Raw genomic sequence first — 13330 nt, 5'->3', positions numbered from 1 at the left:
CGGACGCGCCACGCCGCCCACAACTGTACTCCACCCCCGCCCGCATGGCCGGGGTGGAGCCGGGACGCCGAAGGAAGGGTGAATCCGGGGGAAGCTGGGGAAAGCTCTGGGGAAAGCTAAGGCGACGCCACGAGGGTGAACGTCACGCCCACCGTCACGCTGTCGCTGCTGCCGGGATAACGCACGTCAAAGTCATACGGGTTGAACTTGAACTGGGTGCTGATTTCCACCCGCCCGCCCCGCAGGGTCGCCTTGACGGGCACGCTCAGGGAGCGGGTAGTCGCCTTGACCGTCAGCCGCCCGGTGGCCGTGGTGCTCAGGGTCTGGCCCTCCAGCAAGCGCCCCCCCGTGAGGCTCTCCAGCACAAAGGTGGCGTTGGGATAGCGGGCGGTGTCGAGCGCCACCTCACCCTGCGCATGCCGGTCGCGCAGTGCGATGCCCGTTTTCAACTCGCTGAGGGGGACCGTCACGCTGCCCCGCGTGGCCGCGAGGTCCTGCGGGTCGAGCTGCACCTGTGCCGTCACGCCCGCAACCGTGCCCCGCACGTTCACAAAGCGCACCCGGTGCTCGAAGGTCGCGCTGCCCCCCGCCGCCCCGTAAGGCCGGGGCGCGGCCAGGGCCAGCCCCGCGAGCAGCAGCCCCAGCAGGCCTCCCGTCCAGCCCCGTGCGCGTGTCATGACGGTATGGTGCCAGGCCCCCACCGGGCCGTCTGTAGCCCTGGCCGAAGTTCCGCGCTGGGGAAGGCTGGCAACCGCTTCAAGACGGCACGGGGGGAGGCTCCCCTAGGGTGCAGGTTCGCCCTGCGTCCCCACCCACCGGAGCGGGCCGTATGATGCCCCCCGTATGGCGCATTCCCTCCTGGTGATGAAGTTCGGCGGCACCAACATGCAGGACGCGGCGGCGATTCGCCACAGCGCCTCTCTCGCAGCCCGGTCGGTCAAAGGGGGGGTGCGGGTGGTTGTGGTCGTTTCCGCGATGGCGGGGGTGACCAATGCGCTCCTCGCCCTGGCCGACGCCGCCCAGCGGGGCGACATCGCTGCCGCCAACGATGAGATTGCCGCGATGCGCACCCGCCACTTTGCGGCGGCCCAGGACCTCGGCGCGGCCCCCGACTCGCCCGCCGTGCGCGAAATCCGCGAGCTGCACGAGACCCTGCGGCAAGCCGTCTACGGGGTCTACCTGCTGCGCGAACTCACCCCCAGGAGCCGCGACCTCATCGTCGCTTTTGGTGAGCGCCTCTCCGCGCCGCTGATGGCCCTCGCCCTCGCCGCCCAGGGCCTGCAAGCCCACCACCTCAGCGGCGGGCAGGCGGGCATCGTCACCGACGAGCACTTCGGCAACGCCCGGCCCCTGCCCGGCAGCTACGAGCGCGTGGGCGACCGCCTCGGCGGGCTGCTCTCGGCGGGCATCACCCCGGTGGTGGCGGGCTTTATGGGCGAAACCGAGGAGGGGGCCATCACCACCCTGGGACGCGGCGGCACCGACTTTTCGGCGACCATCATCGGCAAGGCGCTGCACGCCGACGAGGTCTGGGCCTGGAAGGACGTCGACGGCGTGATGAGCGCCGACCCCCGCGTCGTGCCCGACGCCCGCAACATCGAGCGCCTGAGCTACGGCGAGGTCATGGAACTCGCCTACTTTGGGGCGAAGGTGCTGCATCCCCTCGCGGTGACGCCCCTTCAGGAAAGCGGCATTCCCCTGCGGGTCAAGAGTGCCGCCGACCCCGACTTTCCCGGCACCCTGGTGGGCGCGGAGGCCGACCCCGACCCCGCGCACCCCGTCAAGGCGGTCACCGCCATTCGGGGGGTCAGCCTCATCAACGTGACCGGGGCGGGCGTCCTCGGCGTGCCGGAGGTCGTCGCCAGCCTCTTTGCCGCCATCGCCCGCGAGAACATCACCCTGCTGATGGTCTCCCAGAGCAGCTCCATGAGCAACGTCTCGCTCGCCGTCCAGAGCGCCGATGCCCGGCGCACCCTCGCCGCCCTGCGCGGCGGCATGACGGGCGAGCTGCGGGTCGAGGAGCAGCCCGGCGTCGCCGTCCTCGCCATCGTGGGGGCCGGGATGCGCGGCCAAAAGGGGGTGGCGGCCCGTCTCTTTTCCGCCTTGGCCGCCGCAGACGTGAACATCCTGATGATTAGCCAGGGGTCTTCGGAGCTGAACATCAGCGTCGCCATCGACGCCGCCGAGGTGGACACCGCGACCCGCGCGGTGCACGCGGCCTTTGAGCTGGGCGAGCGGGCCGTGAGTCCGGCTTAGGGGTTCTCTGCGCCATTCGGCTTGCCCTGCCCCCGCTACCGGGCTGATGCCCCGGCGGGGGCGGGGGCGCACCATGGGGGCAGCCGGGAAAGACGGCCCCGGCAGAAAGGACTCCCCCCATGCACTTCTACCCCGAACTCTGCGCCGCTCGCGCCCAGGCCCTGCGGGACGAGGCCCAGCAGAGCCGCGCCGTCCGCGAGGCCCGCGCCGCTCGACTCCAGCGGCCCGCTTTCCTCGCCCGCCTGAGCCTGCGGCCCGCGTGACCGCCCGCGCCGCCGCGTCCCGCCCGTGAGAAGGCCGGGGCGCAGGCTTTTGCTCCGTTGAGCGCGTGAAAGAGGTTCAGGCCAACTGATCCGGGGGCATCGAAGCGCTCGTGCAGGCGGCCAGCCGCTGGCTGAGCCGCCTGGTTCCGGCCAAGCGGACCTCGCGCCTCAAGGACGGGGTCAACCCGCGGCTGGTGCGGCACTCCACCGCCCAGGGGCTGCTGCCCCCGCCGCAGCGCCCGCTATGACCGCTGGCACCTCCTGGCCCTCGAAGGCCTGCTGGAACAAGAGCCGGACCCCCCAGCCAGCGCGGGAAGCGGAACGCTCTCCTCCCAGCGCGAGCTGGCCGCGAAGAGGGCGGCGGCCTCCCCCCGGTGCCCTTCCTGTTCGCCCACGCGAACTTCAAGTTGGCCGCGAGTTCGTGTGGCCGCAGACCGTGTCGGCATAGCGCGACCTCCGGGCGACGCTCCGTGACGTGCAGAGGCACCCGCTCTCAGCGTCAGCCGTTGACGCGGGGAGCGGGCACCCTCAGGGGGCGGGATGCTGACCACCCAGATGGTTGACCTATCAGCCTGTCAGAATATCACCTTACACCACCCTTGCGCTGACCGTTCAGTCTGTTCGCTGCTGCCTTGGCCGCCGCCTGCCCGTGCGGTGTCGGCCCCCTGGTGCCCCGCGCCCCCTTTTTGTCCGGAGAGCTGTCATGACCAAACTGCCTCTTTCCGCGCCCCGCCTCGACCTGCTGCCCCGGCGTGCGGCCCTGCCCGCCGGGCAAGACAGCGACCTCACCGTGCTCGTCCGCATTCTTCCGGCGGAGGTGCCCGCGCCGCAGGGGTCGCGCCCGCCCCTGAATCTCGCCCTGGTGATTGACCGCAGCGGCAGCATGGCGGGGCTTCCCTTCAACATGGCGGTGCAGGCGGCCCAGGTGGGCTTGCGAATGCTGGAGCCGCACGACCGAGTCAGTGTCCTGGCCTTTGCGCAGACCGTCAAACACCTGCTGCCCCCGCAGTTCGCCACAGACCGCGAAGCGCTCTGCCGCCAGGTGGAGGGCCTCAGCGTCGGGGGGCCGACCGCCCTCTACGCGGGCTGGCTCGACGGGGCCATCGCGGTCGCGCAGCACCTCGACCCGCGGGCCATCAACCGGGTGCTGCTGCTCAGTGACGGGAGGGCCAACGTTGGCAAGTGCTCCCTCCAGGCGATTTTGCCGGATGTCGCCGGCCTCACCCAGCGCGGCGTGACCACCAGCGCCATCGGCCTTGGCCCCCACGACGACGAGGACTTGCTGGGCGCAATGGCCGCCGCGGGCGACGGCAACTTTGGGCACATCGAGGACCCAGCAGCGCTGCCGAGCTACTTTGAGGCCGAGTTCAGCGGTCTGGCCCGCACTGCCGCTCAGGCAGTGAGCCTGGGGGCCGAACCCCATCCCGCGCTTGGCCCCCTGAGGGTCGAGGTCCACAATGACCTGAAGCGCACGCCGCGGGGCCGCCTGCGATTGCCCAACCTGCTGGCCGGGCAGCCCACCGAAGTCGTGCTCAGCCTGCGCGTCCCCGCGCAGCCGCTGGGCGCTGACGCGGGCGTGCTGCGGGTCCGCCTCGCCTGGACCGGACGCGACGGGATTCGCCGCCGGGTCTGGACGCCCCTGGCCCTGCCCGTCCTCGCGCCAGAGGCGTACGCGTCCGTGCCGGAAAACGCCGAGGTCCGCCTCGCGCTGGAGGTGCAGCGCAACGCACAGGCCAAGCGGGAAGCGGCGCGCCGCCTCGACCAGGGCGACCTCATGGGGGCACAGGCCACTCTGCGCGAACTCGAAGACCTGGAGCAACACCTCCCGCGGGAGGCTGGCCTCACCCGCCAGCACGACCACCGCAGCCGCGGCAAGTCCTGAAGCCCCCCAGGGTGACCGTCCCCACCCCTCCCCGGAGGACCCGGAGGAACTGCATGTTGAGTTGCCGACATCGCCCGGTTGCTGGGCCGCCGAGCGAGCGCGGGGCGGCGGGGGGAGGGGAGACCGCGTCACGGGTTGACGCCCCCGCCCCCGCGCCGCCCCGTCCGCCCCTGACGCCGAGCGGCGTCATCCTGAAGACAGAAGGAGGTTCTCCATGCGCGAACTCGTCATCAGTGCCCACGCCACCGCCCGCTACCGCGAACGCTTTGCCGGAAACCTGAGCTGGTCCGCCGCCCAATGCCGCCTGCGCCGCTTGCTGGGGCGGGCACGCTTCTGCGGGATAAAGCCCGGTCAGGCGCGGCTCTATGCCCTGGGCGACATGCGTTTCCTCGTGGAAGACGGGGTGCTGGTGACGGTCTACCGCCTGCACTTCCGCGACATGCCTCCCGCCGAGGACCTGTGGTGCCTGGCGAGCTGAAACCGGGGCCGCACTTGTGCCGCGCGTATCAGGGTTCTGTGGATAGGGTGGGGCCGTGACCTCCCGCTTGCTGCTGCATCACCCGGCCTCCAGCGTGCTCCTGCGGGGGCTGGCCGAGCGCGTGCCCCCCGGTGGGCTGCTCGTCGTGCCCAACGTCCAAGCGGGCCGGGACGTGCGCGGCAGCCTGCGTGGCGCGGGGCGGGGAGGCCGCGCCCTCACCCTCACCCAGTGGGCACGCGAAACCCTGCGGGAAGCCGGGTGGACCCCCCTGCGGCCCGGCGAACGGGAAGTGTGGTGGCGCGAGGTCGTGTCGGGGCTGACCCTGGAGTACCTCGGCCCGGTGCTGGACCGCCCGGCGACCCTCACCGCCCTGAGCCAGCTTGTGGCCGAGTGGCTGCGCGACTTCCTGGACCCGGCGGCGGTGCAGGCCACCCCCTCTGCGTCCGCCTGCCGCTCCTGCGTGTTCCGGGGCGTGTGCGACGCGGCTTTCCCGGAGGCCCCATGACGAACCTGCTCGCCCCGTCCCCTGCCCCGGAGCCTGCCCCATGACCGCGCCCCCCAGAGCCGAGCGCATCCTCGCGTTGCTCGACTGCCTGGGCGAGGGCGAAGGCAGTGCCCGCGACCTGCTGCGGCGGCTGGGCCTGCCAGAGCAGCAGTTGCGCAGCGTGCAGCGCGACCTGCGGACCCTGTGCGACCGGGGCCTGCTGGAGCGGTCGCCCGCAGGCCGTTACCGCCGTCCGGTCCGTGCGGTCAGCCTCAACCCGGTCGAGGCCTTGGCGGTGTATTCGGCAGCGCGGATGCTCTACCACCACGCGGCGGAGTACAACGAGCATTACCTGCGGGCGATGGAAAAGCTGTCGCGGCAGCTGCCCGACCGCGCCCGCCGAGTCGCCGTCCTCGCGAACGAAGCCTACCGCGCCCGGCCCAACGGCGAGGCCTCGCGCACCTTTGAACTCGCCGCGCAAGCCTGGCTGGAAGGGCGGGTGTTGCGCTGCGCCTACCACTCTCCCCAGAAGGTGACCCCGGTCGAACTCGCCATCTACTTCATCGAACTGAGTCCCCAAAACCGCCAGGCCTACGCGATTGGCGTCAACCGCCTCAAGGAGGGCGGGCGGCCCTTCGTGTACCGGCTCTCGCGCATGCGGGAAGCGGCGTTGCTGGCCGACCGCTGCGAGATTCCCGAAGACTTTCACCCGCTCCAGTTCCTGGCCAATGCCTGGGGCATCATGCCGGGCGAGCCGGTGCGGGTCGAACTCTTTTTCTCGCCGCAGGTCCGCGACCGCGTGCGCGAAACCCACCTCGGCCAAAGCGCCGAAATCCGCGTACTGGCCAGCGGCCATACCCGCGTGGTCCTCACGGTCGGTGGCTGGAAAGAACTCCTCCCCTGGGTGCTGGGTTGGGGCGGCGAGGTGGAGGTACTGGAGCCGCCCGCCCTGCGCGAGGCCGTCGCACAGGCGCACGCGGCGGGGGCGCGGGTGTACGGGGCGTTACCGGAAGCCGCGCCGCAGGGGGGACGCTAGCCGTCCCTGCGGCGGGTCTATTCGGTCAGCGCCTTGAGGAGGGCGTCCCGTGCGTCGGTGTAGTACAGCAGGGTCAGGCGTGCGGCCACGTCGTCCGAAAGGTCGTTGAGCTGCTTGCGGGCGCTGATGGGGACGAGCAGGGCCGCGGCCTGTTTCTCGGCGGCCAGCTCGGCCAGGTCGACGGCGTTGTACAGCGGGTCAAGCCCACCCCCCAGGTTGAGGTGCCCGGCGACGATGAGGCCTCCCCGCAGCGAGCGCCCCAGCAGCACGCTGCACAAGGCGAGCAGGGCCGCCATGCCCAGGCCGCTGCCGCTGCGGGCCGCGTCAAAGGCGCGCAGCTGCACGGCGTACTCGTGCTGCCGGGGGTCGCGTTCCCCAACCAGGAAGCGGGCCTGTGCATAGAGGTTTTGCTCGGCAAAGCGGATGCTTTCCTGAAAGGGGCGCGGTACCGGGTTGTTCAGCACCCGCACGCCGCTCCCCGGCCCCTCGGTCACGTCGATGCGGTAGAGGCCCGCGGGTTCGTCCAGGCTCCCTGTGCCCAGCGCCCACACCTGGCCGGGCGGGAGGGGGTCCGTGCCGATGGCGTCGTCCCGTTGCAGTTCGGGGGTGGTAACGAAGCGCTCGACGCCCTCCTCGCCGAGCTGGTAACTGAAGTGCGTGTTGCGGAACTCGGTGCTGCCGATGCGTTTTTGCTGCTCCTTGACCCGGCGGCGCACCTCCAGGGCGAGCCGGACGGCCCATTCCAGGTCCTCGTCCGCGATGGGCGCGTTCTCGTCAGGCGAGACGAGCTTCAGCAGGCCGCCCACGGTGCGCTGCACGGCGGTGGTGTCGCGGCCACTCAGCGCCCCGCCCAGCCGGACGCGGTGCGCCACTGCGTGCCAGCGGCCCTCAAAGCGGAGCTGATGCCAGCACTCGGCCAGGAAATCGCTCACCAGCCCGAAATGCCCGGTGAACAGCCCGGCGTGCAGCTTGGGCACGTCCCAGCCGGGCAGGTAGGCGTGAATGCGGTCCATCAGGGCGGTGTCGTCGCGCATCTCCGGGGGCATCGGCCCAAAGAGGTGCCCCACCCGCTGCTGGTGGGTGACGTCCACATCGAAGTTGCCGACCATCACCACGCCGCCGTCGGCGCGGATGCTCTCGCGGCCCCGCGAGAACTCGCCGCTTTCCATGTAACCCTTCATGATGTTGACGCCGTCTTTCTGGTCAAACGAGACGCCGGAAACCTCGTCAAAGCACACCACGTCGTACTGGGTGACCAGGCCGCGCTGCCCGGTCGCGTTGTTCACGAACATCCGCGCGACGCTGGCCTTGCCGCCCGACACGAGGTGCGAGTACGGCGACACCTGCTGGTAAAGGTGGGACTTGCCGGTCCCGCGGGGGCCGAGTTCGACCGCGTTGTAGTTGCGCTCCACGAAAGGGACCATGCGCAGCAGCAGCACGTCCCTGGCGCGCTCGCTCAGCGCTCCTGGCTCGAAGCCCACGCTACGCAGCAGCAGCGCCTTCCATTCCTCGGTGGAAAAGGCCGCGCGGCCCCGCGCCATCTCCGCGAGCGCCGAGCGTTTGGAGAGCTGGATGGGCCGCAGGGACGCCACCCCGAAGGGACGGCCATTTTTCTCGGCGGCGATGACCGCGTCGTACTCCAGCTCCACCTCGGCGTAAAAGCCCCCCGTGAGCATCCGCTCGTGCTCCTGCACCAGCTCCGGGCTGACGCGCACATCCCGCAGTTGCAGGCTGGGGAGTTCCACCAGGTACGAGTCGGTTTTCGCGTCCAGCCGGGCCGTGACCAGGTCGATGAGCCGCACGCTGCCCCGCTCCCGCGCGCGGGCCTTGAACAGCTCCTGGGTGCCGGGGCGCACGGTGCGTTCGTTCAGCAGTCGCTGCACCACCTCCAGCCCCTCGCGGATTTCCTCCTCATCGGTGCTCGCGCAGTAGCGGCCCAGCAGGAACTCGCCCACGTAGGTGGGCACCGGGTACTGCCCCTTAAAGCTCCCGGCCAGGTCCTTGCGAACGAGATAGCCTTCAAACACCGCCGCGGCGAGGCGGTCGATGGCGTCCAGATTCATGCCTCTCCTCCCACCGTGAGCGCCCGCTGCCGCACGACCGCGCCCTCCACGTCCAGGGCCACCAGAAAGACCGGCGTGCCGTCCAGGTCATCGCCCTCCACCAGCAGGGAAGCCAGCCCGCCCTCGTCGACCGGCTTCGGGGCGGTCAGGACGCTGCTCGCCGGGTCGGTCGCGCGGCGGCGCAGGTCCAGAGTCAGGCCGCTCGCGCCCGCCACCTCGACGCGCAACCGGTTGCCCCGCCAACGCCACTCCAGAAACTCCACCGTGGGGGCAACAGCCGCGCTCCCCCTCACCGTGAGTACCGGGATCACGCTCTCCTGCAGGCTCAGGCCGCCGTGGGCGTACACCTCGCCGGCCTCGAACGCGTGGACGCCGGGGGCCAGCGTCACTTCGACAGCGGCGTCCCAGGTCCAGGGCAGGGTCGGGTAACCACTCGCGTTTCCCTGTTTCAGCACGGCGCAGCGGCCCTTGCGAAACAGGGTCAGGGAGGCGGGGAGGTCCAACTTGGGGAGGCCGCCGGGCAGCAGCAGCCAGCCGTGGTCGGTGACCACCCGGACCTCGCGGTAGCCTGCCTGCAGCAGGGCCGTGACCCGTTCCCGGATGCGGGCCAGTTCGCCGTCCAGGTGGTGGGCCAGCCGCTCGCCGCGGGCGTGGCCGAGGCGGTCGAGGTCGCCCGCTTCCGTCCACGCCGCGCCCGCCGGGTCGCCCGTCTCGTCCGGGGCGAGCGGGGCAAATCCCCGCGCCGCCAGCCGCTGCCGCAGCACAGCCGCGTTCACGGCGCGGCCCAGGTACCCCAGGGTCAGACGCTCTGGGTCCAGCGGGTCGAGGCCCCCCCCGTGCGGGGCGACGGCGGGCTTGGCGGTGGGCGTCAGCGTGGGCAGCGCCGCGAACTGCCACTCCAGGGTTGCCCCGCTGAGCTGCCCTTGCAGGCGGGCGGCCACGTCGTAGCGCAGGCCATCCACGAAGACCACCGCCAGCCCCGGCTCGGTGGCCCAATCCCCCGACCGGGGCCGGGGCAGGGACGCGTCCCCGGCCTGCACCGCCGCTTGAAACGCGGCGTTGACCCGCTCCAGCCACGCTCGGTACGGCCCGCGCAGCACCTGCCCCACCAGGGCGAGGTGGTCGTCGCGGTCCGCGGCGGCCAGCGCCTCCAGTGCTGCCAGGTCCACCCGGTGGCCGCTCTCGGCGTAGGCCGCGGCCAGCTCGGCGGCGCTCTCGCCGGGCAGGGGCCGCGCCGCGTGCTCTGCCAGCCGCGCCAGCCCCGCGAGCGCCCGCGCCAGCGGCGAGCGGCCCAGCTCGGCCCATACGAAGCCCCGGCGTGCCCCGTGCGCCTCCTCCAGCGCCCGGATTCCGGCCAGGACCTGGGGCGGCGGCGCGGCCCGCAGCGCCCGTAACCCCTCTTCCAGGGCGCGTTCGGCGGCCTCGTTGACCCCCGGCCAGACCTCGGCGGCGCTCAGGCTCCAGCCAGCGCTCGCGGGAGGACCCGCCCTCTCCAGCGCCGCCACTACCCCCGGAAAGCGCCCCGGTGCCGCCGCGAAGCGTGCCCACACCGCCTGCCACTGGCCCTGCCGCCCCGCGAGGTGCGCCGCGACCCCCAGCGGCCCCTCGGACAGGGACACGCCGTACTCTTCCTGCACGGCGCTGCCCAGGGCGTCTGATGCCGCTGCCCCCGGCGCGTTCAGCCACGCCAGCACCTCCCCCGCCAGGTCAGGAAAGGCGAGGGCCTGCACGCTGCGGGCCGTCAGGGGTGCCCGTGCCCGCAGCGTCTCCAGCGGCGTGTCCAGCAGCACCCCCAGGTGTGCGACGAGCGCCGAGCGCGCCCCGGCGTGCACCTCCACCCCCAGCCCCTGCGTGGCGTTGCCCAGGAACGAGGCCACCGTCCAGGCCTTGCCGTTGGGATGCGCGAACACCGCCCCGCGGTACTGCAACTCCACCAGCGGTTGCAGGTGCGCCGGGGCCGACTCGCCGCGCAGGTCGTCGCGGCGCACGCCGGGCAGGTAGAGCACGGGCGGCCCCTCCCCATGCCCGGTGTCCAGCACCGTGCGCAGCCAAAGCGCCGGGCCACGCGCCTGCGCCGGGTCGTAGGCTCCGAGTTCCAGCAGGGGCAGCGGCCCCCGCAGCCGTGCGGCGGCGTCCCGCCACTCGCCCTCTGGGTCCGGCCACAGCACGCACGCGGGCAGGGCCACCTCACCCCGGTGGTAATCGCCCGCATGCCGCAGGGCGTCCTCCAGGGCAGAAAGCAGGGTCGTCATCGCGGCACAGGATAGCGGGCGCCCCCCATCCCCAGAGAAGCAACTCAGGAAAAGAGAGAGGGCTGCTCGGAAAATCGCTTCCTGCCGCCGGAGGTGAGGGGCTTGGCTCGCTGTGCGGCGAGATGGGCACCCAGGAGGTTTTCCAGCTCGAAGAACATCGCCTCATCCTCTGTTGGCGAAATCTTTTGCGCCAGTTCCTGTGCGAGAAGCTGGTTTCCCTCATAGGGAAGGTCAAAGACAAAGACAGGCTTGCCCAGCTTGACGGCTTCCTGCGCTCCGGCCCAGGTTCCACTTTGTACCTTCTTGCCGTTCACCACACCCTCTTTAGCCCCAGTCTGTGCCACCAGCACGGCGTCGGCCTGCGCCATGATGAGGCGATTTCGCATCATGGCAAAGCGTGCCTGCCACCGCGCCTTGGGATGCAGCTCTGAGAGCAGGAGGTGTTGCCCATCCAACAGGGCGCGGCTGTGCTTGCGGATGAGCGCAGCGCTGGCCTTGTCCAGCAGCCCCTGCGGCAGCACAGAAATCACTTTTCCGGCGGCCTGCAACGCCGCTTCCTCAGCGGTTTGGTCGATGCCCCTGGCATTTCCACTCACCAGGACGTAGCCTTCCCGCGCAAAGTACGCGGCGGCCCGCTGTGCGAGCTTCACGGCGTCTTGCCCTGCGTCACGTGACCCAACGATGGCCACGGTGCGGGTCGCTCCCAGCAGCCCTGTATTTCCCACCGCGTAAAGGGCCACCGGAGTCTTCTCCAGAAAAGCCCGCTTGAACCGCCGGGGGTAGTCCTCGTCCCTTCCGGTCAGGAGCTTGATTCCCTGTTCCGAGAGTTCTTCCAGCAAAAAACTCTCTGTCACGTTGCCCTGCAAGACGGCTTCGAACGCAGTGCTAACGGGGGCAGGAACACCCGGCAACCCGGCCTCCACCCACTTCTCCAAGTCGGCGACCTCGCCGTCAAGAGCCTTGGCGGCCCGGAGCACACTCATGCGTTCGGCGGGCTTGAGTTTGGCATGGGCGAGTTGGTGCCATAGCAGGGCTTCTTGGGCGGTCGGTGTCGTCATGGTTGGGGTACCGGGTTACTGGTCACTGAGACGGGTCTTGGCGATGGTCACGGCGTGGAGCGTGCCCGCTCCCGCTTTCTTGAGCATTCTACCGGCCTCCGCGAGGGTGATTCCGTTGTCGCACACATCGTCCAGAACCAGGATGTTTTGACCGTAAACCGCCGCCTTCACGCGAAAGGCACCCTTGATGTTGGCCTTCTTGGCTTCCCGGCTGGTGAAGTCCTTCTGCTCGCGGGTCCCCCGAACTTTTTGCAGGCTATCGAGGAGCGGCAAACCCAGGGCCGCGGCCACCTGCCCCGCGAAGACCTGAACCCTATCGCCGCTTCTGGTGGGTGGAATGAAGGTCACGGCGCTGAGTTCGTTCAGGGGCAGGCGCTGCCGGATAAGGTGAACGACCTGATGCACCAGCTCCTGGGGAAAGGCGCCGCCCCCACCGTACTTGGCCTGGCGGATGAGGTCCCCCGTACGGGTGCCGCCGTAGTAGTCGCTGGCATAGCCTGAAGCGTAAATCAGCTGCTTTTCGTGTACATTCGTCAGCCGAAGCAGAGGATATTCCGCGACCTCGCGGGCCTTTTCCAGCAAGCTCTGCGGAAGGGCTGCGGCCTGCTGCGGGCGGCAGCGGTCGCACTGCCCGCAGGGAGCCGACTCCGGGTCGCCCAGAAAGCGGGTGAAAAAGCGCATCCGACAGCCCGTGTCCTGGGCGTAGCGCAACATGACGTCCAGTTCGTGCAAGCGCCGCTCGTAGGCGGCATTGATGTTCAGGTCATGCAAGGAGACGCGCCGTCTCAGGCTGTAGAACCCGGCACTGTCCTTTCGCACGGCCTCTTTGAGCATCAGGGTGGTGAGCACCTGCTTGACGGCGTTTTCGCTGGTGTCTACGGCCACCGCCAACTCTCTTTGTTTACAGGCGCGGTGCTCCAGCTGCGCCATCACCTTTGTATAGGTCTCCTCGCGGGGCTTACTGCGCTGGATGAAGCTGCGCTGGATGTCGGCATCCTGGGGGTCAAACAGCAAAACGACGTCGGCGGGCAGGCCGTCGCGCCCAGCCCGCCCGATTTCCTGGTAATAGTTCAGCGGTGAACCCGGAAACTGGGCGTGAATCACGAAGCGCACGTCTGGCTTATCCACACCCATCCCCAGCGCATTGGTCGCCACCACGACACGAACCTCATTGCGCATCCATTCGCCCTCGACCTCCGCGCGGCCCTCTTTCATGCCTCCGTGGTAGTGCCGCGCCGGGATGCCCTGGTCATTCAGGAATTCCGCCAGTTCCACCGTCTGGGCCCGCGTCGCCGTGTACACGATGCCGGTTCCGCTCTGACGTCTGACCCATTCCGCCACCCAGGCGAAGCGTTCCACTTCGCTGCCCACGGGCTGCACATGCAGGCGCAGATTATGGCGGGTCAACGCCCCACGCATCACGCGTCCGCCGCCAAGCTGCTCCAGCACTTCCTGCTCAACGTCCGCCGTCGCCGTGGCCGTGACCGCCACCACGGGCACGCTGGCGGGCAGGCGGCGCACCACGTTCACGATTCGGCGGTACTCCGGGCGGAAGTCG

The 13330-nt window shown here is 70.3% G+C and carries 12 protein-coding genes (1 of these 12 only partly in view); 7 read left to right on the top strand and 5 right to left on the bottom strand.

The window, feature by feature from the left end; translation table 11 throughout:
- Window positions 1-116: 116 nt before the first annotated feature.
- A complete protein-coding gene (locus H565_RS0109170) occupies window positions 117-677 on the bottom strand; it encodes a YceI family protein (RefSeq protein WP_027460752.1) in 561 nt (186 codons plus the stop codon).
- A gap of 166 nt (window positions 678-843) precedes the next feature.
- Here H565_RS0109170 and H565_RS0109165 point away from each other — a divergent pair, with 166 nt between their 5' ends.
- From H565_RS0109165 to H565_RS14985, 7 genes are all read left to right on the top strand, one after another.
- Entirely contained in the window at window positions 844-2256 is a 1413-nt protein-coding gene (locus tag H565_RS0109165; RefSeq protein ID WP_027460751.1) for an aspartate kinase, read from the top strand.
- A gap of 119 nt (window positions 2257-2375) precedes the next feature.
- Window positions 2376-2519: a hypothetical protein gene (locus tag H565_RS16440; RefSeq protein WP_157468973.1), complete on the top strand. Its 144-nt coding sequence runs from the start codon at window positions 2376-2378 to the stop codon at window positions 2517-2519.
- 110 nt (window positions 2520-2629) lie between these two features.
- A complete protein-coding gene (locus H565_RS16435) occupies window positions 2630-2767 on the top strand; it encodes a hypothetical protein (protein WP_157468971.1) in 138 nt (45 codons plus the stop codon).
- Between the two features lie 455 nt (window positions 2768-3222).
- Window positions 3223-4401, top strand: coding sequence for a vWA domain-containing protein (locus H565_RS14990; protein ID WP_051363522.1), 1179 nt, complete (start codon window positions 3223-3225; stop codon window positions 4399-4401).
- Between the two features lie 214 nt (window positions 4402-4615).
- A complete protein-coding gene (locus H565_RS0109145) occupies window positions 4616-4879 on the top strand; it encodes a hypothetical protein (protein ID WP_027460750.1) in 264 nt (87 codons plus the stop codon).
- A 55-nt stretch (window positions 4880-4934) separates the two neighbouring features.
- A complete protein-coding gene (locus H565_RS0109140) occupies window positions 4935-5384 on the top strand; it encodes a hypothetical protein (RefSeq protein WP_027460749.1) in 450 nt (149 codons plus the stop codon).
- A gap of 40 nt (window positions 5385-5424) precedes the next feature.
- Complete coding sequence (locus tag H565_RS14985; RefSeq protein WP_051363521.1) at window positions 5425-6399, top strand: helix-turn-helix transcriptional regulator; 975 nt, start codon at window positions 5425-5427, stop codon at window positions 6397-6399.
- A gap of 17 nt (window positions 6400-6416) precedes the next feature.
- On the opposite strand, the gene brxL is transcribed toward H565_RS14985, so the two are convergent.
- The 4 genes in view from brxL to H565_RS14975 are tightly spaced (at most 44 nt apart) and all read right to left on the bottom strand, a layout consistent with a single transcriptional unit that may run on beyond the window.
- Window positions 6417-8462 (bottom strand): BREX system Lon protease-like protein BrxL, encoded by a 2046-nt coding sequence (gene brxL / locus H565_RS0109130; protein WP_027460748.1) that lies wholly within the window; start codon window positions 8460-8462, stop codon window positions 6417-6419.
- Window positions 8459-10714: a BREX-1 system phosphatase PglZ type B gene (gene pglZ, locus H565_RS15785; protein ID WP_027460747.1), complete on the bottom strand. Its 2256-nt coding sequence runs from the start codon at window positions 10712-10714 to the stop codon at window positions 8459-8461. Before pglZ ends, brxL begins: the two co-directional genes overlap by 4 nt.
- A 44-nt stretch (window positions 10715-10758) precedes the next feature.
- Entirely contained in the window at window positions 10759-11772 is a 1014-nt protein-coding gene (locus H565_RS0109120; protein ID WP_027460746.1) for a DNA-processing protein DprA, read from the bottom strand.
- A gap of 15 nt (window positions 11773-11787) precedes the next feature.
- On the bottom strand, window positions 11788-13330 hold the 3' portion of the coding sequence (locus H565_RS14975; protein WP_084542944.1) for a RecQ family ATP-dependent DNA helicase. 1124 nt of this gene lie beyond the right edge of the window; only the last 1543 of its 2667 coding nucleotides appear in the window; the start codon falls outside the window, past its right edge — the gene reads right to left on this strand; its stop codon occupies window positions 11788-11790.

The organism is Deinococcus murrayi DSM 11303 (assembly GCF_000482805.1).
Taxonomy (GTDB): Bacteria; Deinococcota; Deinococci; order Deinococcales; family Deinococcaceae; genus Deinococcus; species Deinococcus murrayi.
The sequence above is the reverse complement of the archived record's forward strand: the minus strand, read 5'-3'. Positions and strand labels throughout refer to the sequence as shown.